This is a genomic window from Shimia sp. W99 (assembly GCF_053851455.3).
In genome coordinates this window covers 1,891,369-1,914,882 of record NZ_JBSQBU020000001.1, presented here as the reverse complement: position 1 = coordinate 1,914,882, position 23,514 = coordinate 1,891,369, and the positions used below count along the sequence as shown (strand labels likewise).

The window sequence follows — 23,514 nt, the reverse complement described above, 5'->3', positions numbered from 1 at the left end:
TGCACTCAGCCGGAAAGGACCCCCATAAGCTGGCGGACGCGTTGCCGGGAATTTCCGAGATTGACTTCGCCCGAATCCACGAAAAAGCTGCAAATAACAGCGCAGATCGTGTTATGATTGCGGAAGCCAGTTAACCAAAGAACCGCGACAGAAAGTATTGCGGCACGCCTGTTGAGGCAAGAACAGTGACACAAAAGGTGCGAACATGAACAGAGTTGCAGAAGACGGATGTTTCTTGGCAGAAGGGATGCACTATCTGTCGTTTTTCAAGTCATTGCACAACAGCCTGAAACCTGAATGGTATCTGGAGATTGGAACGCAAACTGGCGTAAGCCTCGAACTCAGTTCAGCCAAATCCATCTCGGTCGATCCGGTCTTTCGCCTTCGCACCGAAGTGATGGGCAACAAACCTGCTCTCTACGCGTTTCAAGAGACCAGCGACGACTTTTTTGCCAATGGTCACATTGAGAAACTCGGCGCAAAAATCGACCTTGCGTTTCTGGACGGTATGCACTTGTTCGAATACCTGCTGCGCGATTTTATCGGCACCGAACGCCATTGCACATCCAAAGGCGTCGTCGTGCTGCATGATTGCCTTCCCTGGACAGCCGGCATGGCCTCGCGAAGCCGCAGTGATGCCGCCACCTCAAGCTGGACCGGCGACGTCTGGAAAATGGTGCCGGTGCTCCGGAAATATCGACCCGACCTGACACTTGAGATCGTTGATGCGGAGCCTACAGGTTTGGTGATCATTGCCAATCTCGACCCGAAAAACCGCATTCTTGAAAAAAACTATGACAAGATCATGGAAGAGTTCCTTGACGTGTCGCTTGCCGAGTACGGTGTCGAGAAATACTTTTCTTCATTCTCGGTTGTCCCTGCTCTAAGCAGTCGATTTATGTCCGAGTATCCGTTCGATCTGGTGGAAGAATGGGAGAACAATCCTGATGTCTGCATAAAGATACCCGCTCCTAACAAGAGCCGCATGACCTTTTGGGGCGACTATGCCTTTGCACGTGGTATCGCGCGCACGTTTAGCCGCAAGGGTCACCGAACCTATATCGCTTCTCAGGAAGACTGGGATTTGCATGCGGAACCGGGCGGAATTGACATTGTACTCCGGGGAAGGGCGCAAGTGCCTGCGATCCCCGGCCGCACTACGCTGTTCTGGTGCATTTCGAAAGGGATGCGCGACATCAACTACAACGAAGCGGACCACGTGTTCTGGGCGTCCCAGACACTGATGGAAGAAGGTGAAAGCGGACGTGGCAAAGGAATTTCGACACTGCTTCCGCAGGCCTTCGATGCCGAACTTATGACACCTCCAAAATCTCGAAAATCGCGAGAGGGAATTGTCTTTGTGGGTCGTTCGCGCGCAAAATACGTGAGAAAATCGGTTTTGTTTGCCGATCAAGCCGGGTTGGATTTCAAAATCTGGGGACCGGGCTGGCGAAAGAGCGAATACAAAGACTATGTTCAGGACGACTTCATCGACAACAGCGAATTGCCGGCGATCTACCAATCGGCCTCGATCGTTCTGAATGACCATACACCCGTGATGCAGGTTCGCGGCCTTTTGTCCAATCGCGTTTTTGACACGCTCGCGTGCGGCGCTATCCCGGTCTCCGAAGACGTCGGCTGGCTACCCGAAGACTTGTCGGACTACATCTACACCTACACCGATTTTGACAGCTTCAAAGCGGCCATCGAGAGCGCGCAGAACGAACCCGCAAGCAAACTGAAAAAGCGCGAAGCGCTTGCCAGGAAGCTCAGCGAAATGCACTCGTTTGATGCGCGTGTGGAAACAATTCTTTCAGTTGTGGAAAGTCTTGGAAGCAAACAAGAAATAGCGGCAGAGTAAATCTGCCGCCTAGATTGCCCGCTTGAGAGCAGAGACCAGCTCATCCATCTCGGGGTCCATTTTCAGAGCCGCCACTTTGCGCGTGTGCCACTCCACTGCCTGTGCGTGCAACTCAGGTGATCCACGATCCCGACCAAAGCGCGATCTGACAGGGCGTCGTGTTCGCGGCAAAGACGCTCATAAGTGCGCCAGTGCACTCCCTTGGGCTTGCCCCAGTCGCCGCCTTCCAGGATGCCACCAGGCCAGCCCATTTTGTCCCTGATGCGATCTGCCCGCCGTGCCGCTCGATCCCCCGGCTTTTCCCGCTGAGAGGGATAAGCCAACTGGTAGCAATGACGGCAGGCGAAGATTGCCCCGCCGTAGAGGATGGCGACCCGGCGACCGCAGCCCCGAGCTGGGCAAAGAAACCAATGCCGCTCGCCGCCCATGTGGCAGGGCGTGGTGTCGAGATAGACGGGATAGCGTTCAGGTTGCCATTCCCCGCCTCGATCCCGGTGGCGATAGTCCAGGATCACGCGCCCCGGCTCTGACTGGACATTGATCGAGCCTGTCACCTCGCCACCACGCGACCAGGTAATGCGCCGACTGCCCACGAAATCCAGAAGCCCTTCACGTTTCAGCCACCGAATATCAATCGAGCGGTAATCGTCCGTTGTGTCTGCCCCGAACTGCCAGTGTCGCCCACTACCGATCCCTCCCATGCCTCACCTCAGATTTAGCCGAAATCATTTGGAAACTTGCCCGGTATCGGTTCCCGGCTGCTTTTGCTGTGAAGGGGTGATTTTCGCAAATGCCCCTGAGAGGCGCAGAGAGCGCCGCTGAGCGCGCTTCTCGCTTTTGGCACCCCCCTCTCCCATACCTCACCCCCCCCCATGCCGCTTAAATCGCCGCTCTGGCGGGCTTTCATGGCCTGTTTGAGCGGACGGGCAATGTCGAACCGTTTCTTGAGTGCTGTCGTGCCCCTGATCTGACCTTGCGGCGCGTCGTATCTGCCAGACCTTTCACGGCCACCGAATGCCTGGCCCCTGACCAGCTTGCGGGTGTTCGGGACCAGTTTGCCGCGAAACATGCGTTCAGATGGTTCGCCCTTCCCAAGATAAGCGGCGAGGTAGAAACCGGATCGTTCCGGGTATGTGTCTTTTGCCAGGTGCCACGACCGCCAGACGCTACATGCGAACTCGCCTTCTGTTCGCCCTTGAGCCTTGGTGCGGGCGTGTGGTCTACAGGTTCGCCAAGAAGATCGGAGAGATAGGACGCGACGGCCTTTCGCTTTCCGTGTGGCAGATGAAAGGCGAGGTGCCAGTGTTCGCCCAGCTCCGATGTTGTTTCGCGGACCCAAAGATACAGGAAGCCGCCGCGACACCGCGTGCCAACCCATTTTCTCAGCAATTCGACCAGGTAGGCAATTCGCTCGACGGGTGATTGCGCAAAGAGCGGATTGGCGTTGTCGTGATGGTAGAGCGATACCCAGCGAACCGTGAGAAGCGTGTTGATTGGAAAACCGCAAACAGCAGCACATTTTGCCGCCTCGATGAATTTTGCTTGAGAACCGACCGGCAAGTCATCCGTGCGTTTTTCTGGCGGCTGGATTGTCTTGGCGATCTCGTTGATTACCGTGCCCAGCGGGCGGGCTGCGGCTGCGGGGCTGGGGACCGCCCCTTGCCTGCCCTTGTTCGCTAAGGTGTCTCTGTGTGGGTCTTGGTGGGAACCGTATGGTATAGGTAACGCGCGAGCTATATATATATAGGCCGCTTCCGTAACTCGGGCGTTTCAGCCGTTCCGTTAGGGCCTGATGCCGTGAATTGCGTGTCCAGTTTCTTAGCCTCGTTGCGCCCGCCGTTCCTCCCATTTCGACCGGGCTAGGTTGTGTCAGTGGATGGTGCTGCCTCTTGTTTCGTTCTCAGCAAGCCATGCCTCAGCTGCTTCCTTTCGGATGCGTTGAATGCCGCCGATGGTGACGACGGCAGGTGTTGCGCCCTGGCGCTTGAGCTTGTGCCAGGTGGATCGGCTAATACCTATAGCCCGGCAGAAGTCAGCCACGGTGAGCAGGGGTGAAATGTCCATATCTTGCGGTCCATGTGTGAGCAGATACGAGCCATTGTAGTGTTTTGGCAGCTACAGCTCAAGGAACAAAGGTCGAACATGACGAAAATTATGCAATTACGTAAATCCGTATTTGTGCTTTGATTGTTCTTCTTCTTTTTCTTCTAGAATCTTCTTACTTCGGGGATCGTAATGCTCTGATCTGAAAAGAGAAATCCGCCAAGCTCTTAGGGTCAGGACCCATTGATTTCCGGTTAGCGGCATGATTCACGACTCGAAAAACGAGCGGTAAACATGTCTGATCTTTTCTGGTTGAGCGACGCGCAGATGGCGCGCCTTGAGCCCTTCTTCCCCAAGTCCCATGGCAAACCTCGTGTGGATGATCGCCGGGTGCTGAGCGGCATTATCTTCATCAATCGCAACGGGTTACGATGGCGTGATGCTCCCAAGGAATACGGCCCGCACAAGACACTCTACAATCGCTGGAAGCGTTGGAGCGACAAGGGCATCTTCGCCGAGATGCTGATTGGTTTGGCTGCTGATCATGGTGAAGAGAAAACGGTCATGATCGACGCCACCTATCTGAAGGCTCATCGCACGGCGTCCAGTCTGGGTGTGAAAAAGGGGGGCGTGGGCGTCTGATTGGGCGCACCAAGGGCGGCATGAACACAAAGCTGCACGCCATTTGCGACAGCCAAGGACGTTCTCTGAACCTCTTTGTGACAGCCGGTCAGGTCAGTGATTACACCGGCGCACGGGTTCTCGTTGGCAGCCTGCCAAAAGTAGATTGGCTGCTCGGAGATCGTGGTTACGACGCCGATTGGTTCAGAGAAGCTTTGAAAGACAAAGGGATACGCGCCTGCATCCCCGGTCGAAAACAGCGGAAGAAAACGGTGAAGTACGACAAGCGCCGCTACAAACGGCGCAACCGCATAGAAATCATGTTCGGCAGGCTCAAGGATTGGCGGCGGGTCGCGACCCGTTACGACAGATCCCCAAAGGTATTCCTGTCAGCCATCGCGCTGGCGGCACTCGTCATTTTCTGGCTATGAGTCCTGACCCTAGGGTCCCCCGGCTTTTTCAGCGGGAAAGGTTGGGCAAGGTGGGGGTGGTATACGATCGGGTCGATCATGCAACTGGCCGGATGTCAGCGGTTGTCGCGCGCATGGCGATTGCCCCTGAAACGGCGATGGGGAGCGTCCCAGCGCCGGGCGCGGGGATCGCGAAAGGTCGCCGCGTGAATGAAATCTGAAAGAATGAACAACATGAAAGCCTCCTGGGGTTTGGGGTTGGTGCCTTGAAATGTGAATGTTTCAGGGTAACACTGCGAGTCAGAAAGCCTGACAATATGTAAGCTGAAATTAAGTATGAACTGGACTGATCTGCCACCGTTGAACGCCGCCCGCGCCTTTGCTGCTTATGCTGACAAGGGCTCGCTTCAGGCGGCGGGCGCGGCGCTTAATGTCACCCATGCGGCGATCAGCCAGCAAATCCGGCAGTTGGAGGCGCATCTGGACCTGCGGTTGCTCGATCGGACCGGACGGGCGGCGGTACTGACCCCGGATGGGCAACTATTGGCGGATGCGTTGCTGGGAGGCTTTGGCGCGATGGCGCAGCGGGCCCGCGAGCTGCGCGAACTGGATCGGGCGCGGCCCCTGCATGTCACCACGACGCCGACCTTTGCCGCGAACTGGCTGATGCCGCGCCTGCCGGATTTCAGGCAGAAACACCCCGAGATCGACATCATGATCGACCCGAACCCGAACCTGTCCGATCCCACACCCGGCGGGATTGATATCGGGGTCCGCTATGGCAATGGGGACTGGCCGGGGCTGGAAAGCGAGATGCTGTTGCAGACGTCGATTGCTGTCGTGGCGGCACCGTCGTTGATCGGGACGCGGGACGCGGCCACGCCTCAGGACCTGGTGCAGTTTCCCTGGCTGCAGGAACTCGGCACCTCGGAGAGCTCGATGTGGCTTGAAGATAACGGGGTGCCCGAGACGGCGACGGCGGGCATGGTGCATCTTCCCGGCAACCTCTTGCTGGATGCGGCGCGCAGTGCCCAGGGGGTTGCGGTCACGGCGCGGGCCTGGGTGGAGGAGGATTTGCGCAGCGGGCGGCTTCGGTTGTTGTTCGAGGATGCGCGGCGCAAGGGCTATCATATCGTGGTCGGACCGACATCGCTGCGCCCGGTGGCCCGAACGTTCCGGATGTGGCTGCGCGGACAGGGACGCAAAGCGCACCCTACCGGCTCTCCGGCGCAAGGCTGACCGCGTTGGGCTAGCCCATCGAGGTTTGGGTGCCACGCGCGCGGGCTTTTTGCGCATCAGCACGGCTGCTCCAGACCGCCAACCCGGCCCATGCCAAGATGTAGAGCACGGTGAACGCAACGATGGTTTCGCCCGGTATCGGGCCGATATCGGCGCGACGCAGGGCTTCTTCGAAGCTCGACACAGGGGTGGGGTGCACAGCGATCTTTCCGGCAAAGGCAAGGGACTGGATCAGAAGAATCCACAGGTAGTTGCGCCGGATTCGTCGTCCGATCGCGGTCAGGAAGCTGACATGGTAGGCTGGGCGCATGTAGTCGCTGGCTAGGGTCTTCTGCCAGTTTTCTTCCATGTGCAGGTCACCGTCATGCAGGAGCGGGGCGTAGAAATGCGTCTCCATCCAGCGTGCCCGAGCCCGCCAGACGTTAAAATAGCGATAGCGCCGGGCCTCGAGGATCAGGAAGAACACGATCAGCACCCCGACCAGCACCAGCGGCAAAGGAGAGGCGTCGGGTTCGGCAAAAGAGATCGACAGGGCCACCCCAAGCGTCACGACGGACCAATTGGTGGTCGTATCGAGGCGGGTGCGCCAGATTGTACTTCGATAGACCTCGCCCCGGTAAAGATGGGCCACTGCGCCAATCTCGGCTGCGGTGAGGGTTTTGCGTTCGTCTTGCGGGGCAACGGGGCGATCGGGGTCTTGCATAGTCAATTCTTTGCACGGTGCGCAGGAGCGGTCAAAGCTTTGAAACGCGCGGGGCGCGGTTTTAAAAGATGCACGCGAAATGCCTTTATTTTTAAGGGAAAAATGCGGGGATTTCTGTGGCCGACTTGACAGAGATCAAGTCACGGCAGGTTGAATCGGCGCAGTATGGCGTCAACGGAGCCAAAAAGGGACATCCCGCAAGGTTCTGAGAGAAACCCCTGTTGCTGGTGCAGATGGGGTCATAGGTATCGGTCTTCCCGTCCTGTTCGCGCGTTTCCTGGGAAGGCCGGTACCTTTTTCTTTTCCCGACATGGATGATTGCTCGCACAAGTGTGACTTGCATTTTGCGCCAAACTGCTTGCGGATTGTGCCGGAGCCGCGCGTGACACTGGGTTTGCGGCGCCGGATGCCGATATCATCGGGGCACAAGGCCTCGCGGAGGGAACCATGCAAAAACAGACGCGCTATGCGATTTCGAATTCGACGGTCCAGGCCTGTCGCATTCTGGGCGTGGATCCGGGGCGGGTGCTGCGCCGGGCCGGGGTGCCCCAGGCAGTTTTGCAGGACACGGGGCTGGGTGTGACCGCGGCGCAGTTCTTTGCGATCTGGGGCGCGCTCATGGAAGAAAGTGACCGACCGGGTTTGCCGATGGAATTGGCTCGGATGCTGGCGCGCGGACCGTTCGAACCGGCGCTGTTCGCGTTCTCCTGCAGCCCGGATGTTTTGACGGGACTGGAACGGCTGGCGATCTTCAAGCCATTGGTGGCGCCGGTGCGGTTGTTGGTGAAACCAAGCCCGGAAACGGTGACTCTTGAAGTCTCGACGGGAGAGGCCGCGATTGGCAAGCCGATGGCGATGGCTGCGTTCGAGCTGGTTTATTTCATCGAGATCTGTCGCAATTTCACCGGGGCGGACATTGTGCCGCTCAAGCTGGAGATGCCGAAACTGATGCCGAACCAGGCCGAGTATGACCGTTATTTCGGCCGCCGCGTGGTATTGGGGAGCGAGGTGCGGTTGACGCTGTCGCGCGCGGATGCGCAGCGCCCGCTGATTTCGGAAAACCCGGAACTGTGGGCCGGGTTCGAGCGTGACCTGACCCGGCAACTGGCACAACGCCAGCGCAACATGGCAATGTCAGAGCGGGTTCGCGATGCCCTGCTGGAATTGCTTCCGGCGGGGCAGGCGACGGTGGATGCCGTCTGTGCCCGCCTGTTGACCAGCCGCAGAAGCCTGCAACGGCATCTCAAGGAAGAAGGCAAGACATTTCAAAGGGTTCTGGACGCAACGCGCGAAGATCTTTCGATGCACTATCTCAAGAGTGGCGATCTGAGCGTCGAGGAAATCTCGTTCCTTCTGGCCTATCGCGATCCCAACTCGTTTTACCGCGCTTTCCAGAGCTGGACCGGTCTCACCCCCAAACAGGTGCGCGACGCGGGGCAAAAAGTGGATCAAAACCTACATTAAAGATGTGGCATTTGATACAGGTCAAAGTGTGAACGTGTTAAGATTGGGAAAAGGGCCACACCCAATTTCCAATGCGTGAGTGATTCCGTGAGCAGTAATCCCGAGCCATCCCTTTACGCGGCCCGCGAGCCGATTTTTCCCAAACGAGTGAAAGGCAAATTCCGGAACCTTAAGTGGTACATCATGGCAATCACGCTGGGGATTTATTACCTCACGCCGTGGATTCGCTGGGACCGGGGGCCAAACCTACCGGATCAGGCGGTTCTGCTTGATCTTGCCAACCGCCGTTTCTTTTTCTTCATGATCGAGATCTGGCCGCACGAGTTCTATTTCGTGGCCGGGTTGCTGATCATGGCCGGGCTTGGATTGTTCCTGTTTACCTCGGCTTTGGGGCGTGTGTGGTGCGGCTATGCCTGTCCACAGACCGTGTGGACGGACCTTTTTATCCTCGTGGAACGCTGGATCGAGGGCGACCGCAACGCGCGTCTGCGCCTGTATCGCCAGAAAAAATGGGACTTTCGCAAGTTCCGTCTGCGGCTTACGAAGCTGATCGTGTGGATTTTTATCGGTCTCGCAACGGGTGGGGCTTGGGTGTTCTATTTCACTGATGCACCGACGCTGATGGTGGATCTGGTGAACGGCACGGCCCATTCGATTGCCTATACCACCATTGCGGTAATGACCTTTACCACCGTGTTCTTTGGTGCCTTTGCGCGGGAACAGATCTGTATCTATGCCTGCCCGTGGCCGCGGATTCAGGCGGCGATGATGGACGAAGACACGCTGACCGTGGGCTATCGCAGCTGGCGCGGCGAGCCGCGCGGCAAGGGCAAGCGGACCAAGGACACGGAACTGGGCGATTGTATCGACTGTATGGCCTGTGTGAACGTCTGCCCGGTGGGGATCGACATCCGTGACGGGCAGCAGCTTGAGTGCATCACCTGCGCGCTGTGTATCGACGCCTGTGACGAGATGATGGAAAAGGTCGGTAAGCCGCGCGGTCTGATCGACTATCTCGCGGTTGGGGATGAAGAGTGGGAAACCGCGGGCAACGCGCCGCGCAGCATCTGGAAGCACCACTTCCTGCGTCCACGGACCGTGCTTTATACTGCGCTCTGGTCCTTGGTGGGAGTGCTTCTGGTCGTGGCGCTGTTCGTGCGCAAGGACATCGAGATCACGGTGGCCCCGGTGCGCAACCCGACCTATGTGACCCTGTCGGACGGCTCGATCCGCAACACCTACGAAGTGCGGCTGCGCAACAAGCATGGGGATGACCGTCCGTTCCGAGTAACGGTCAAGGGCGATCTGACGTTGCGCGTGGAGCTGGAAGGCACACCTTACGAAGTTGTGACCGTACCAGCGGACTCGATGAAATTGCAGCGTGTCTATGTGGTTGCGCCCAAAGGTTCGGTGCCGGCCGAAAACGACCGCACGGAATTCCGCTTCTGGGTGGAAGACACGAGCAATGGAGATCGTGTACATAGCGACACGGTGTTCAACGGAAGGAAGAACTGATGTCAAAACGCGAATTCACCGGACGGCATGCGCTGATGGTGTTTGTCGGGGCGTTCGGGGTGATCATCGCGGTCAACCTGGCCCTGGCATGGAACGCGGTGGCGACGTTTCCGGGGTTGGAAGTGAAGAACTCGTATGTCGCCAGCCAGCAATTTGACGAAAAGCGCGATGCGCAGGAGTCTTTGGGCTGGCAGGTGGCAGCGCGGGCCACGGGCGGGTTGCTGATCCTGTCGATCACGGATGCCTATGGCAAGCCGGTCGAGGTGGCCGAGCTGGACGCGGTTCTGGGGCGGGCGACCCATGTGAAGGATGACGTGAAGCCCAGTTTCGAGTTTGACGGGCAGTTCTATGTGGCCCCGACAGAGCTTGCGCCGGGCAACTGGAACATCCGCATGACCGCCAAAGCCAAGGACGGTACGCTGTTCCAGCAACGGGTCGTCCTGAACGTGATCAAGGGGTAAGACATGACCGCTGCGATGCGTCCCAACATGTCGGCCTGCCCGGCCTGTGATGCCGCCCCGGCCGCCGAAGCGCTGGCCGAACAGGAGGCGCAAAAGGACGCGCATCTGGCGCTGTCGGTGCCCGGAGTGCATTGCGCCCTGTGCATCAGCACGATCGAAGGGACGCTGACACGGGTGCCGGGGGTCAAGTCGGCGCGGGTGAACCTGACGCTGAAGCGGGCCACGATCGAAGCCGAGCCGGATGTGAGCGCGGATGACATGGTGCGGGTGCTGGATGGCATCGGCTATGAGGCGCATGAGTTGGATGCCGGGACGCTGAGCGCGACCAAGACCGACAAGGCGGGGCGTGATTTGTTGATGCGTCTGGCGGTAGCCGGGTTCGCGTCGATGAACGTGATGCTCTTGTCGATCTCGGTCTGGTCCGGGGCCGAGGCGGCGACGCGTGACATGTTCCATTGGATTTCGGCGGCGATTGCCCTGCCGACCATCGTGTTTTCGGGGCGGCCTTTTTACGTGAGTGCCTGGGGCGCGCTGAAACATCGCCGTCTCAACATGGATGTGCCGATTGTGCTGGCAATTGTGCTGGCAGTGGTGACGTCGCTTTGGGAAACCGCGCTGAGCGGGGAACATGCCTATTTCGACGCGGCGCTGGCGCTGGTGTTTTTCCTGCTGGCGGGCCGGTATCTGGATTATCGCACGCGGGCCGTGGCGCGCTCGGCGGCCGAGGAATTGGCAGCGCTGGAAGTGCCGCGGGCGGTGCGGGTGCGCGAAGGTGTCGAGGAAACCGTGCAGGTCAGCGAATTGGTCGTAGGTGACCTCGTGCTGGTGCGCCCCGGTGGGCGGATGCCGGTGGATGGCGAGATCGTCGAGGGGCAGTCGGAGCTGGATCGCTCGCTTCTGACCGGGGAAACGCTGCCTGTGTTTGCCGAACCGGGATTGGGCGTGAGTGCGGGGGAAGTGAACCTGACCGGGCCGCTGGTTGTGTGCGCGACGGCGGTGGGGCAGGAAACCAGCCTGCACCGGATGGCGGATCTTGTGGCGATCGCGGAATCGGGGCGGTCGAATTACACATCGTTGGCGGACAAGGCGGCCAAGCTTTATGCGCCGGGGGTGCATATCCTGTCCGCGCTGAGCTTTGTGGGCTGGTATCTTTACACCTTTGATATGCGCACCGCGCTCAATATCGCGGCAGCGGTTCTGATCATCACCTGTCCCTGTGCGCTGGGGCTGGCGGTGCCAGCCGTGACCACCGCAGCGTCGGGGCGGCTTTTCCGCAAGGGGATGCTGATCAAGGACGCGACTGCGCTCGAGCGGTTGGCGCAAGTCGATACGGTGGTGTTTGACAAGACCGGCACGCTGACGGCGGGGACGCCGCAACTGACCAACCTTGAGGATTTCTCGCAAGAGGAACTGGGCGTCGCAATGGCGCTGGCCATGGGGTCGTCGCACCCGCTCAGCCGGGCCTTGGCGGATGCGGCACAGGCGGCGGGCGTGCGTCCGGCGCGGGTGAGCGAAATCGAGGAAGTGCCGGGATATGGCGCACAGGGCAAGCTTGATGGCAGGCTGGTTCGGCTGGGCCGGGCGAGCTGGGTCGGGGCGGAGCCGCCGGCGCAGACCGCGGCATTTCTGTCGCTGGGCGCAGGGCAGGCCAAGGGGTTCCTGTTTGCAGACAGCCTGCGCGAGGGCGCGGAAGCGGCGGTCGAGGCGCTCAAGGCCGATGGCAAGGAGGTGATCCTGTTGTCGGGCGATACGGCGGGCGCGGTGGAAGACCTTGCCAAGCGGCTGGGGATCGCACGCTGGGTGGCGGAAGCCTTGCCCGAGGACAAGGCGCGCCGGGTGCAGGCGCTGGCCGAAGACGGCAAGCATGTGTTGATGGTGGGCGATGGGCTGAACGACACGGCTGCGCTGGCAGCCGCGCATGTGTCAATCTCACCGGCTTCGGCGCTGGATGCGGCGCGGGTGGCATCGGATATCGTTCTTCTGGGCGGCGATCTGAGCCCGATTGGCGATGCGCTGACCACCGCGCGGTCGGCCACGAAACGCATTCGCGAGAATTTCCAGATTGCGACGGTCTACAACGTGATCGCCGTGCCGCTGGCGGTTGCCGGATTGGCAACGCCGCTGATCGCGGCCTTGGCCATGTCCCTGTCTTCGATTACTGTGTCGCTGAACGCGTTGCGCCTGAGGTAAAGACGACACCATGCAGATTCTGGCCTATCTGATCCCGATTTCCCTCGTTCTGGGCGGCGTGGGCCTTTTGGCCTTTGTCTATACGGTCAGGACCGACCAGTATGACGATCCCGAGGGCGATGCGCAGCGCATCCTGTCGGGGCAGTATGACGACAAACCCAAAAGCTGACTGAAGCGTGTGTCCTGGGGGTGCGAAGCCCCGTATCAGTTCCGGGGTGCGGTGCTGTGGGGCGGCGCTGTGCACGCTGTCAGCTTGGGCCGATCGTGTAGCAGGTGATCTGGCGGGCCTGAAGGCGGCGGCAGGCGAGGTCGGCGGTGTCCTGGGTCATGCCCATGAAGTTCGCCTCGTACCCGCGTGAATTCTTGACCACCTTGCGCAGGGTGCCATCGAGCGTGGCCATTTCGGCCAGCGCGGTTTTCAGCAGCACCTTTTCAGCGGCATAGCGGCTTGCGTAGCGGCCTACATTGATGCCCCAGTGACGCCCGCCGGACGTCGACAGGCGCGTGACGACCTTGGGTTGCGGCGGCGGTGTCGGCGCAGTCGCGACCAGCGTCGCGCCGGTTTCTTCTTGCGCCTGCAACAGCGCCGACTGGATGTCATGTTCGATGACCTTGGCCGATGCGACCACGACGGGTTGGTTTTCGGGTTCGTTGACCACGGGGCGCAGCTTGGGGCGCAGAGATTTGGTCACGGCGGTGGCCACACGCACGGTCTTGCCTGCGGGCGGCGTGCCACCCTGGTAGGCGGGCGGGGCCGGTTTGCGCAGGGCGACCTGGCTGGGCGCGCGTTTGAACCCAAGGTCCAGAAGCTCGGCCACCTTGGCGTTGCGGGACGCGGTGGAGCGCCCGCCAAAGACGGTGGCGATGACGCGTTCATTGCCGCGCTCGGCAGAGGCGACAAGGTTGAAACCGGCAGCGCGGGTATAGCCCGTCTTGATCCCGTCGGCGCCCTTGTAGGCGTCGAGCAGGCGACGGTTGGTATTGTTCACGGTCTTGATCCCGGCGCTGGTCGACCGGCGCGAGAACAGGTTGTAATATTGCGGGTAGTCATAGAGCAGATGACGGCCCAGCGTCGTCATGTCCCGTGCGGTGGACAAATGGCCGCTCTCGGTGAGACCATGCGCGTTCTTGAACGTGGTGTTGGACATGCCAAGCGCCTTGGCGGTGCGGTTCATGCGGCGGGCAAAGGCCGCTTCTGAGCCTTCGATGGCCTCGCCGATGGCGGTGGCCGCGTCATTGGCCGATTTCACCGCAGCGGCACGGATCAGGTAACGCAGGGCGATACGCTGACCGGATTTCAACCCCAGCTTGGAAGGCGGTTCGGCGGCGGCATTGCGCGAGATGCGGACCTTTGTGTCGAGAGAAATTTCGCCGTTCTTGACCGCTTCGAAGGCGATGTAGAGGGTCATCATCTTGGTCAGCGAGGCCGGGTGCAGGCGGGTATCGGCATTGCGCGCATGCAGCACTTCGCCCGAGCGTGCATCCACCACCATCGCGGCATAAGGCGCCGCGAATGCCACGACAGGCACGCCGAGCGCGAGCCAAACCAGTGTCAGAATCAATAGCCCGTATCGGGCCGGCCATATGCGCCGCGCCTTCACTTGAACTGCCCTTTTACTGCCTCTGGTCGCCGTTTTTCCGGTCTGACCTTTTGTTTGAAAGAACGCTAGCACAGGTAACGAAACGAATAAAGCCTTTGTTTTAGGCAATTTGCGGGGCGTTATTCAGACAAAGGCACATCTTGGGGGTAGCTTAGGCGCAAACGCAAATGCTGCCATTTTCGGACCGCCCATTGACAAGGCGTCACCCCAGTTGGTGCACAAGGTCGGGAAGGCCGGCCAGCGACGGCATCTCGACAAAGCGTTCGGGCTGATCGGGTGTGGCAGCCTTTTCCAACTCCCAGGCCGGGCCGTTGGGAATGTGCACACCCCACCCCCCGGCGGCAATCGCGGGCACAACGTCCGAGCGCATGGAATCGCCGACCATCATGGCGCGCGCCGCGCCGTCGCCGTGGCGTTCAAACACGCGGGTGTAAACGGCGGGGGTCTTGTGCGAGACGATCTCGACCCAGTCGAAGAGGTCGCCAAGGCCGGACTGGGCCAGCTTGCGTTCCTGATCGAGCAGGTCGCCCTTGGTGATCAGCAGGATGTGGTGACTTGGTGCCAGCGCCTCGACCGTTTCGCGCGCATGAGGCAGAAGTTCGATCGGGTGGCGCAGCATCTCGCGACCGGCGGCCATGAGTTCCGCGATCACGGCTGCGGGCACGCGTTCCTCGGTCACTTCGATGGCGGTTTCGATCATCGACAGGACAAACCCTTTGATGCCAAAACCATAATGCCCGATGTTGCGTGTCTCGGCGGCGAGGAGCCGTTCCTCGAGATGGTCCGCAGACGCGAAATCGGCGAGCAATTCCGCGAATCGCTCTTGGGTGATGCGAAAGAAACGCTCGTTGTGCCAAAGCGTATCGTCCGCATCAAAGGCGATTGTGGTGAGATTTTGGGGCTTCCGTCGCTTCGTCACGTGCGCAACCTCTTTTCTCGGGGTGGTGTCAGGCTATATAAACAGCAGACGCGAAACATCCCGATAGCGAAAAAGCGAGAATGAGTTTGCAGCCAGTGCTGATGACAAACGGACCAGAAGGTGACGATGGCGATTCCGGAGTCGCGGTACAGACTCGTACCCGCACCAAGCGCCCGCCGCTGTACAAGGTGCTGTTGCTGAATGACGACTACACGCCGATGGAATTCGTCGTGCACATCCTCGAGCGGTTCTTTGGCATGACCCACGCCGAGGCGTTCGAAATCATGCTGACCGTGCACAAGAAAGGTCTTGCGGTGGTCGGGGTGTTCAGCCACGAGATCGCGGAAACCAAGGTGACGCAGGTGATGGATTTTGCCCGCCGCCACCAGCACCCGCTGCAATGCACCATGGAGAAAGAGTGAGCCGGGCGCGCGCCCGCCACCTGATGATATGTCCCAGTCTCGATTGACCCTGGCCGTGCAGGAGCACGGTCTTCCCGTGCCGCCCGAGGGGCGGATTGTCGTTTTTGCGCCGCGCACGGGCTATGACCTGAGCGCGCTGCAGCGTGAACGTGTCGATGTGATCCAGCCACTCAAGCCGGATCACGATGCCTTTGAGCGCGCGGGCTATGCCTGTCCGATGGCACCCGAAGGCCCCTATGCGATGGCGGTGGTGGCGCTGCCCCGCGCCAAAGCGCAGGCGCGTGATCTGGTGGCTCAGGCGGCAGAGCTGGCCGACGTGGTGGTAATTGATGGTCAGAAAACCGACGGGATCGACAGTATTTACAAGGAGTGCCGCAATCGCACCGATGTCGCGGGCGTGATTTCCAAGGCGCATGGCAAGCTGTTCTGGTTTGCCGGGGGCACGTTTGCCGATTGGCGGGCCGCAGAGGAAACCGTACTGGGCGGTGGTTTTGTCACGGTGCCGGGCGTTTTCTCGGCGGACGGGATCGATCCGGCGTCCTCCGTGCTGGCGCGCGCGTTGCCTGAGAAGATGGGCCGCGTGGTGGCCGATCTTGGGGCGGGCTGGGGGTATCTCAGTGCGGAAGTTCTGCGCCGGGAGAGCATTCGCGAGGTTCATCTCGTCGAGGCCGATCACAGCGCGCTGGATTGTGCGCGGCGCAACGTGACGGACACACGGGCCGTGTTCCACTGGGCGGATGCCACCGCTTGGAAAGCCCCAGGAACCGTGGATACGGTGGTGATGAACCCTCCGTTCCACACCGGGCGCAAGGCCGAACCGGGGCTGGGCGTGCAGTTCATCCAGTCGGCGGCGCGCAACCTGTCCCCGGCGGGGCATTTGTGGATGGTGGCGAACCGGCACCTGCCTTATGAGGCGGCCTTGCAGGAGAGTTTCCTCAAGGTCGAGGAGGTCGCCGGCGACAATCGGTTCAAAGTACTGCATGCCCAACGTCCGGCTCGCAAGCGACGGTGAAACCGCGTAACGTGAACAGAATCGGGGCAGCGTGATGGGGATCGCTCATGTCTTTTTCAATTGCGGGTAAGACCGCGATCATTACCGGGTCGGCCAACGGCATCGGGCTTGCCGTGGGGCGACATTTCGCGGACCACGGGGCGAATGTCATGTTTGCGGACATGGATGAAAAGCGGCTTGTCGAGGAACTGGGTGAACGCAGCGAAACCGGCAACATCCGTTACTTTGCTGGAGACCTGCGTGAGAAGCTGACGATCAAGAACCTGATTTCGGCGACGATAGACGCGTTTGACCAGGTGGATATTCTGGTCAATGGCTGTCGTCAGGTGATGCCGACCGATGCGCTTGATCCCGACGATACGTCGGTTGATCAGATGTTGCAGCAGAACCTGATGACCTCGCTGCGCCTGTCGCAGATCGTGGCCAACCGCATGATCAAGCAGAGCGAAGGGCAGGAAGAAGGGCAGGCCGGTGCCATCGTGAACCTGTCATCCATCGCGGCGCGGCGGACGCATCCCGACCTGTTGGCCTATTCCGTGTCGACGGCGGCACTTGATCAGATGACGCGGTCCATGGCGGTGGCGCTGGCACCGCACCGTATTCGGGTGAACGCGGTCTCGTTCGGGTCGGTCATGTCGGCGAGCCTCAAGGATACGCTCAAGGAAAATCGCGAGTATCGCAACGAAATTGAACACCATACGCCGCTGGGCCGGATCGCGGCGCCGACAGAGCTTGCCGATGCGGTGCAATACCTCGCGTCCGAAGGTTCGGGGTTCATGACGGGGCAGATCCTGACGCTGGATGGCGGGCGCACGCTGGTGGACCCGGTGACGGCACCGGCCCACTGAACAGGCGCATCAAACCGGCCTCTGGTCTCTGTTCCCTGCGCCTGCTAGCTAGGGGCAAAGGACGAGGAGGAGCCCCGTGATGAGCGACCAGATGGACAGCCAGAAATCCCGCGCGAGCGCGTGGTTCCGTGAATTGCGGGACCAGATTGTTGCCGCGTTCGAAGGGCTGGAGGATAGCCATTCGCAAGGACCGTTCAGTGATATGGCGCCGGGACGGTTCGAGGTGAGCGAGACCAAGCGCGCCAGCGCGGATGGATCAGATGCCGGGGGCGGTCTTATGTCGGTCATGCGCGGTGGGCGCGTGTTCGAAAAGGTCGGGGTGAATATCTCGACAGTCTATGGCGAACTGGGCGAGCGGGCGCAGGCGGCCATGGCGGCGCGCAAGGGCATTCCCGGCATGAAGGACGATCCGCGGTTCTGGGCCAGCGGGATTTCACTGGTGGCACATATGCAGAACCCGCATTGTCCGGCGGTGCATATGAACACGCGCATGTTCTGGACCCCGCATGCGTGGTGGTTCGGCGGGGGATCGGACCTTAACCCCTGTCTGGAGTATGACGAGGACACGGTGCATTTCCACGGCGTTCAGAAGGCGCATTGTGACCGGCACGACCCGGAGCACTATCCGCGGTTCAAGGCCTGGGCGGATGAGTATTTCTATGTCCCGCATCGCAAGCGGGCGCGGGGTGTGGGCGGAATTTTCCTTGATGACTACAATTCCGGCGACTGGGAGGCGGATTTTGCGTTCATTCAGGACGTGGGAAAGGCGTTCCTGCCGGCCTTTGTGCCCTTGATCGAAAAACGCCGGGTGGATGCGTTTGGCGAGGCCGAGAAGGACGCGCAGCTTGTGCATCGCGGGCTCTATGCGGAATACAACCTTGTTTATGATCGGGGCACCAAGTTCGGGCTGGAAACCGGGCATGATGCGAACGCGGTGCTGATGAGCCTGCCGCCCTTGGCCAAGTGGGTCTGACGATAGTCTTTGTGTGCGAGGCCTTGCGTGAGATGCTGCAAAAACGCAGCTACACCTGGGTTCTATAAAGGTTGTGTAAAGCAAAAATGCCGGGGGGAAACCCCGGCATTTTGCGTTTTTGTCGATGTATCAGCCCAGTTTGCGGGCCATGCGGATGTCTCTGCACAAAAGGCTGTGCAGCATCTCGATCTCCGTATCGGTGCCGCGAATGGCGGTGATCTCGTTGGGGCTGTTGTTGAAGCGGATGCGCAGGGCGGCCATACCCGGAGGCATGTCGGAGCGGCGCACATAAATGCTTTTGACGTTGCGCAGGGGCACGCGCTTGACCGCCTTGTGGCGGTCCTGGCGGTTCAGGGCCGAGACAACGAGTTCGTTTTTCCGGGGATCAAAGCGGATTTCGCTGCGGTGGCCGCGGGTGGCAAAGCTGTAGACCGCAAGCCCGACCAGCGCGAAAGCGATGGAGAGCAGGGCTTTGCTGGTCACCGGGTCTCCGGCAAAGTTGGCGTCCGGGAAGGTCCACTGGACCAGCGCGCCCAGCACGATGAGAATCCCGAAAAAGCGCAGGATGGCCTCGTTGCGCGAGGTGTGGCGGAATTTCCCGTCGGATTCGCTTACGGCATAGCCACCGTCGGCGGCTTCTGCCCGTAGCGAATGCCAATTTTCCGCCCCCACGGCTCCAAATCGGACCAATGCGTTCATGAGTTCTGTCCTTTGTTCACTCAGTCAGGCACAGAATCTCTTTCAATCGTGGCCAAATCGTGGAGCGATTGGTCCGTATTGGTGAAATTAACCTTGTCCTCTAGCCGCGCCAGGAAAAGAAGTCGGGTCCAGCCTGGGACAACAGGTGTTCGGCCATTTCGCGCCCCAGTTCGGCGCCGTCCTCGATCGGGGCGGTGCGATCATCCGAAATGCTCTCGGACCCGTCGGGGCGCAGCACTTCGCCGCGCAGGCGCAGGGTGCCCCCGTCAAGCTCGCAGAGGCCGGCAATTGGCGTTTCGCAAGAGCCGTCCAGCGCGGCGAGGAAAGACCGTTCGGCGGCAAGACGCTGGCCCGTGGGCGTGTCATGGATCGCGGCCAGCATGTCGGCCGTGTTGCTGTCATCGGCGCGGCGTTCGATGCCGATGGCGCCTTGTGCAACGGCGGGCAGCATGTATTCCGGTTCGATGGCCGACGAGGCCACGTGGGACATGTCCATACGGTTGAGGCCCGCCATGGCAAGGAAGGTGCAATCCGCGACCTTGTCTTCGAGTTTCTTAAGGCGGGTCTGCACATTGCCGCGGAATTCCACGACCTTGAGGTCGGGGCGGTAGTTCAGCAATTGCGCGCGGCGGCGCAACGAGGACGTCCCCACAACGGCGCCTTGGGGCAGGTCAGCCAGCGTCTTGACGTTGGGCGAGACAAAGGCATCGCGGGTGTCTTCGCGTGGCAGGTAGGTGTCCAGCAGAAGCCCGGCAGGCTGATCGACGGGCATGTCCTTCATCGAATGCACCGCGATGTCGATGGCGCCCGAGAGCAGGTCTTCTTCGATTTCCTTGGTAAACAGGCCCTTTCCGCCCAGTTCCTTCAAGGGGCGGTCCTTGGCAATCAACCCGGCATCGTCCCCGGTGGTCTTGATCACGACAATCGCGAACGCTTCTTCGGGAAGATCGAAGGCGGCCATCAGGCGGCGGCGGGTTTCATATGCCTGCGCCAGAGCCAGCGGCGAACCGCGTGTACCGATCTTGAGGGGCGAAGCGGGGGAGGGAAGGGTCAGTGTCATGGTCTCGGTCTAATCCTGACGGCGCGGCCTGACAAGCGCAGAAGGGTTGACATCCCCGCCTTGTCGCGTGACCTAGCAGTTCTAGTTTGCCCGCCAGAGGGGGCGCGTTTCATCGACGCCAAAAGGCACGAATTCGGAACGTGATTCCTTGATACATGTCAACGCTAGCGCATGTGGCCGACACTAAGAGGGAACGCATGACTGAGACAAAGAAAATTCTGCGGGCTTTGGCCGGCGAGACGCTCGACACCCCCCCGATCTGGATGATGCGCCAGGCAGGTCGTTACCTGCCCGAATATCGCGCCACGCGCGCGCAGGCGGGGGATTTCCTCTCACTTTGCTATAACAGCGAGCTGGCTGCCGAGGTGACGCTTCAGCCGATCCGGCGCTACGGGTTCGATGCGGCGATCCTGTTTGCCGATATCCTGTTGTTGCCACAGGCGCTGGGGGCCGATCTCTGGTTCGTGACCGGCGAAGGCCCGCGCCTGTCGACGATTGAGACACAAGCGGATTTTGACAAGCTGAAACCGGCGAGCGAAATCGACGCGGTTCTGAACCCGGTTTACGAGACCGTGCGTATCCTGAGCCGGGAATTGCCCGAGGAAACCACTTTGATCGGGTTTGCCGGGATGCCGTGGACCGTGGCGACCTATATGGTGGCAGGCCGGGGCACGCCCGACCAGGGGCCGGCGCACAAGCTCAAGGATGAAAACCCAGAACTGTTCGGGCAGATCATCGACCTGCTCATCGAGGGCACGGTTGAGTATCTCAGCAAGCAGATCGAAGCGGGTGCCGAAGTTGTGAAGCTGTTTGACAGTTGGGCCGGGTCGCTCAAGGGTGACGATTTCGACCGCTATGCGTTGGAACCGGCCAAGAAGATCATTGCCGCACTGAAAGCGCGTCATCCGAACGTGCCGATCATCGCCTTCCCGCGTGGGGCAGGAGAGCGTTACGAGGGGTTTGCCGAAGCGACGGGCGCGGATTGCGTGGCGCTTGATGATGGCGTGACGCCGGAATGGGCCGCGGCACATGTGCAGAAGGACGGCTGTGTGCAGGGCAACCTGAAGTCGTCGCATATGGTGGCGGGCGGTCAGGAATTGGTTGATGAGACCCGCAAGATTGTCGAGGCCTTCGGCAAGGGGCCGCATATCTTCAACCTTGGGCACGGGATCACGCCGGATGCGGACCCGGAGAATGTCCAGCTGATGATCGACACGGTGCGCGGAAAGTAACGCCGAATGTTTCCGTAAGATGATTGCAATAGCGCGCTGCGGTTAGTGGCGCGTTTTGAAGTGCAATATTTTCGTGATACCCTTCGATGGTTTTTGGAGGTGTTTGATATGATTATTGCATGCAGGTTTTTTCTACTGTTTTGCGCGCTTTTTGTATTCACGGGACAGGTCACTGCTCAGCAGCTTTGGACAGGCTCTTATGTCAGCCGGGGCAAGTGCAGCAGTTTTTCGGGTACGGTTGGTCCGGAGCAGCTTAGCACGGTCATTCAAGGCCATAAATATCCCCATCCCAAAGGCAGTGGGATCGAGTTTATTGACCGCAATGCCAGAGGGATCAATGCCATGGCGGTGGGCGGTGGCAGCCCGGCCCAAATGAAAGCTAGGTTGCTGAACGCTGCCCGCAGCAATGCGTTTACCAGGCTGGACTTTGAAGGGCCGGGTGGATCAAGCCCGGCGTTTGTTTCGGCGATCGTTGTGGAATCGACGGCCTATGCAATGTCGCAGCTGAGAGCCAGGGGCGCGATTTCGGCCGCTGAGATCAAGGAAGTCGACGCCTGGGTTCAAAAGCTTCTCAAGAACAGCACTCAGAGGGCCAATAGCCCCGACCACAAGGCAGCTATCGGGACAGCGCGCCTTCTTTGGGGGGCGGCGATTGGCGACAAGAAGCAATTCTCCAAAGGCAAGAGCCAGTTGAATTCCACCTTTGGAACCTTGCGGCGCAAACCGGTTTTCTCAGAGAAAATCAGGGTCAATAACGAGGTCATGCATCAGGCAGTTCACGCCGGGATCGTCCTTTATCGGAACGGTGTCGACGTGTTCTCTAAAAAGCAGGGCAAGAACAGTTTCCATGACGCGATTGCGTTTCATGCATCACAGGTCGCGGCGAACGGCTCGAAAAAACTTAAGACCCTGGCAGACTCGGAAAGCCAGGCGCGCAGCATCATGAGGGCCTCTGGCTGGGGCACACATCTCGCTTGGATTCCACTCTATCTCAGCCATTTCCCGAATTCGGGGGCGGCCAAGGAGGTGCGTGCCCTCGACCGCGAACTGCGCAAGGTGGATCGCAAGCCTTACTACGGCCAGCAAATCGGAATCCACTCGTCCTGTGTCTATGGGCAATACTGAGCGGGGGCAGAGTTTTCTGCTAGGGTTTGACTTTGGCCTGCGCCAGCTCAGCCAATATCTCCGCGCTGTGCTCTCCGCGTTTGGGCGCGGGGCGCGGGCTGTGGACCTCTCCGTCAAAGCGGGGGGCAGGGGCGGCCTGCAGCACTCCGTCAGGGCTTTGCCACGTGTGGCGTTCGATCATGTGCGGGCTGTGGGCGGCCTCTTCGGGGGAAAGCACCACGGCGACGCAGGCATCGGACCCCGCAAAGAGCGTGTCCCAGTGGATCCGCGGTTCGGACAGGAAGCGTTCGGAAAGACGGGCCGTGAGCTTGGGCCAGAGCCCCTTGTCCATCTGGCGTTGGAATTCCGGGTCGCCGGAAAGATCCATGAGGCGCAGAAACTCGGCATAGAATTGCGGTTCGAGGCATTGCACCGAGACATGTCCCCCGTCGGCGCAGACATAGCTGCGCGACCAGTGCGGGCCGTCGAGCAGGCTTTGGCCGCGCTTTGGGGAGAGGCCGCCGGATTGGCGGATGGCCATCAAAAGGTTCATCATGTGGGCCGAGCCGTCCACGATGGCCGCATCCACAACCGTGCCGCGCCCGGTGGCGCGGGCGTTGATGATACCCGAGAGGATGCCCACCACGAGATAGAGCGCGCCACCGCCGATATCCCCCACCAGAGTAGCCGGGGTGATCGGAGGCTGGCCAGGTTCCGAGGCATAATAGAGCGCGCCGGATTGGGAAATGTAGTTGAGATCGTGCCCGGCGGTTTCGGCACGTGGCCCGGTCTGGCCCCAGCCAGTCATGCGGCCATAGACCAGCGCGGGATTGTCGGCATGGCAGGCTTCGGGGCCAAGGCCGAGCCGTTCCATCACGCCGGGCCGGAAGCCCTCGATCAGGGCATCGGCGCCGGCGATGAGTTGCCGCGCCGTGGCCATGTCGGCGGGGTCCTTGAGGTCAAGCGCGATCGAGCGTTTGCCCCGGTCGAGCACGCTGGCCTCGGTTGTGACCGGGCCGGATTTGCCCTTGCGGTGGATGGTGATCACGTCGGCGCCCAGATCGGCGAGCGTCATGGCGGCAAAGGGGCCGGGACCCAGCCCCTCGATTTCGATGATGCGGATGCCGTCGAGCATGT

22 protein-coding genes are annotated in these 23,514 nt (G+C 60.4%); 14 read left to right on the top strand and 8 right to left on the bottom strand.

What is annotated here, in order from left to right:
• The first annotated feature begins 205 nt into the window (after positions 1–205).
• A complete protein-coding gene (locus ACS3QZ_RS09495) occupies positions 206–1,861 on the top strand; it encodes a glycosyltransferase family protein (protein ID WP_456037621.1) in 1,656 nt (551 codons plus the stop codon).
• Between the two features lie 62 nt (positions 1,862–1,923).
• On the opposite strand, the gene ACS3QZ_RS09490 is transcribed toward ACS3QZ_RS09495, so the two are convergent.
• A complete protein-coding gene (locus ACS3QZ_RS09490) occupies positions 1,924–2,562 on the bottom strand; it encodes a hypothetical protein (RefSeq protein ID WP_456037620.1) in 639 nt (212 codons plus the stop codon).
• Positions 2,563–3,730: 1,168 nt separating this feature from the next.
• A complete protein-coding gene (locus ACS3QZ_RS09485; RefSeq protein ID WP_456037619.1) occupies positions 3,731–3,925 on the bottom strand; it encodes a helix-turn-helix domain-containing protein in 195 nt (64 codons plus the stop codon).
• A 273-nt stretch (positions 3,926–4,198) separates the two neighbouring features.
• Here ACS3QZ_RS09485 and ACS3QZ_RS09480 point away from each other — a divergent pair.
• Positions 4,199–4,956, top strand: a protein-coding gene (locus tag ACS3QZ_RS09480) for an IS5 family transposase (RefSeq protein ID WP_456037618.1) whose coding sequence is annotated in 2 segments (ribosomal slippage) — positions 4,199–4,517 and positions 4,517–4,956 — 759 coding nt in all. Because the reading frame shifts where the segments join, the coding sequence is not laid out codon by codon here.
• Positions 4,957–5,271: 315 nt separating this feature from the next.
• Positions 5,272–6,174, top strand: a complete 903-nt coding sequence (locus tag ACS3QZ_RS09475) for a LysR family transcriptional regulator (protein WP_456037617.1) — start codon at positions 5,272–5,274, stop codon at positions 6,172–6,174.
• A gap of 10 nt (positions 6,175–6,184) precedes the next feature.
• On the opposite strand, the gene ACS3QZ_RS09470 is transcribed toward ACS3QZ_RS09475, so the two are convergent.
• Positions 6,185–6,877: a DUF2270 domain-containing protein gene (locus ACS3QZ_RS09470; RefSeq protein ID WP_456037616.1), complete on the bottom strand. Its 693-nt coding sequence runs from the start codon at positions 6,875–6,877 to the stop codon at positions 6,185–6,187.
• Positions 6,878–7,324: 447 nt separating this feature from the next.
• Between ACS3QZ_RS09470 and ACS3QZ_RS09465 the strand changes: the two genes are divergently transcribed.
• From ACS3QZ_RS09465 to ccoS, 5 genes are all read left to right on the top strand, one after another.
• The gene (locus ACS3QZ_RS09465) at positions 7,325–8,341 is read left to right on the top strand and encodes an AraC family transcriptional regulator (protein ID WP_456037615.1); all 1,017 of its coding nucleotides are present in this window, start codon (positions 7,325–7,327) and stop codon (positions 8,339–8,341) included.
• 75 nt (positions 8,342–8,416) lie between these two features.
• Positions 8,417–9,856, top strand: coding sequence for a cytochrome c oxidase accessory protein CcoG (gene ccoG / locus ACS3QZ_RS09460; RefSeq protein ID WP_456037614.1), 1,440 nt, complete (start codon positions 8,417–8,419; stop codon positions 9,854–9,856).
• Entirely contained in the window at positions 9,856–10,317 is a 462-nt protein-coding gene (locus ACS3QZ_RS09455) for a FixH family protein (protein WP_456037613.1), read from the top strand. The genes ccoG and ACS3QZ_RS09455 overlap by 1 nt, the downstream gene beginning before the upstream one ends.
• A 3-nt stretch (positions 10,318–10,320) precedes the next feature.
• Positions 10,321–12,507: a heavy metal translocating P-type ATPase gene (locus ACS3QZ_RS09450; RefSeq protein ID WP_456037612.1), complete on the top strand. Its 2,187-nt coding sequence runs from the start codon at positions 10,321–10,323 to the stop codon at positions 12,505–12,507.
• Between the two features lie 10 nt (positions 12,508–12,517).
• Positions 12,518–12,676 carry a cbb3-type cytochrome oxidase assembly protein CcoS gene (gene ccoS / locus ACS3QZ_RS09445; protein WP_093090468.1) on the top strand — a complete coding sequence of 53 codons (159 nt, stop codon included), beginning with the start codon at positions 12,518–12,520 and terminating at the stop codon, positions 12,674–12,676.
• Between the two features lie 79 nt (positions 12,677–12,755).
• Here ccoS and ACS3QZ_RS09440 read toward each other — a convergent pair whose 3' ends face one another.
• Both ACS3QZ_RS09440 and ACS3QZ_RS09435 read right to left on the bottom strand, forming a co-directional pair.
• On the bottom strand, positions 12,756–14,108 hold the full coding sequence (locus ACS3QZ_RS09440) for a D-alanyl-D-alanine carboxypeptidase family protein (RefSeq protein ID WP_456037611.1): 1,353 nt from the start codon (positions 14,106–14,108) through the stop codon (positions 12,756–12,758).
• 202 nt (positions 14,109–14,310) lie between these two features.
• Complete coding sequence (locus ACS3QZ_RS09435; RefSeq protein WP_456037610.1) at positions 14,311–15,027, bottom strand: HAD family hydrolase; 717 nt, start codon at positions 15,025–15,027, stop codon at positions 14,311–14,313.
• An 80-nt stretch (positions 15,028–15,107) separates the two neighbouring features.
• Between ACS3QZ_RS09435 and clpS the strand changes: the two genes are divergently transcribed.
• From clpS to hemF, 4 genes are all read left to right on the top strand, one after another.
• Positions 15,108–15,449 (top strand): ATP-dependent Clp protease adapter ClpS, encoded by a 342-nt coding sequence (gene clpS, locus ACS3QZ_RS09430; RefSeq protein WP_456037609.1) that lies wholly within the window; start codon positions 15,108–15,110, stop codon positions 15,447–15,449.
• A gap of 28 nt (positions 15,450–15,477) precedes the next feature.
• A complete protein-coding gene (locus ACS3QZ_RS09425; protein ID WP_456037608.1) occupies positions 15,478–16,461 on the top strand; it encodes a class I SAM-dependent methyltransferase in 984 nt (327 codons plus the stop codon).
• Positions 16,462–16,508: 47 nt separating this feature from the next.
• Positions 16,509–17,309 (top strand): SDR family NAD(P)-dependent oxidoreductase, encoded by an 801-nt coding sequence (locus ACS3QZ_RS09420; protein ID WP_456037607.1) that lies wholly within the window; start codon positions 16,509–16,511, stop codon positions 17,307–17,309.
• Positions 17,310–17,388: 79 nt separating this feature from the next.
• Positions 17,389–18,282 carry an oxygen-dependent coproporphyrinogen oxidase gene (gene hemF, locus ACS3QZ_RS09415; protein ID WP_456037606.1) on the top strand — a complete coding sequence of 298 codons (894 nt, stop codon included), beginning with the start codon at positions 17,389–17,391 and terminating at the stop codon, positions 18,280–18,282.
• A gap of 129 nt (positions 18,283–18,411) precedes the next feature.
• Here hemF and ACS3QZ_RS09410 read toward each other — a convergent pair whose 3' ends face one another.
• Together ACS3QZ_RS09410 and hemC are read right to left on the bottom strand one after the other, a co-directional pair.
• Positions 18,412–18,981 (bottom strand): hypothetical protein, encoded by a 570-nt coding sequence (locus tag ACS3QZ_RS09410; RefSeq protein WP_456037605.1) that lies wholly within the window; start codon positions 18,979–18,981, stop codon positions 18,412–18,414.
• Positions 18,982–19,081: 100 nt separating this feature from the next.
• On the bottom strand, positions 19,082–20,041 hold the full coding sequence (hemC, locus tag ACS3QZ_RS09405; protein ID WP_456037604.1) for a hydroxymethylbilane synthase: 960 nt from the start codon (positions 20,039–20,041) through the stop codon (positions 19,082–19,084).
• Positions 20,042–20,238: 197 nt separating this feature from the next.
• Between hemC and hemE the strand changes: the two genes are divergently transcribed.
• On the top strand, positions 20,239–21,273 hold the full coding sequence (gene hemE, locus ACS3QZ_RS09400) for a uroporphyrinogen decarboxylase (protein ID WP_456037603.1): 1,035 nt from the start codon (positions 20,239–20,241) through the stop codon (positions 21,271–21,273).
• 45 nt (positions 21,274–21,318) lie between these two features.
• Positions 21,319–22,398, top strand: a complete 1,080-nt coding sequence (locus tag ACS3QZ_RS09395; protein ID WP_456037602.1) for a hypothetical protein — start codon at positions 21,319–21,321, stop codon at positions 22,396–22,398.
• 19 nt (positions 22,399–22,417) lie between these two features.
• Here ACS3QZ_RS09395 and ACS3QZ_RS09390 read toward each other — a convergent pair whose 3' ends face one another.
• Positions 22,418–23,512, bottom strand: coding sequence for a CaiB/BaiF CoA transferase family protein (locus tag ACS3QZ_RS09390; RefSeq protein ID WP_456037601.1), 1,095 nt, complete (start codon positions 23,510–23,512; stop codon positions 22,418–22,420).
• Positions 23,513–23,514: the final 2 nt, after the last annotated feature.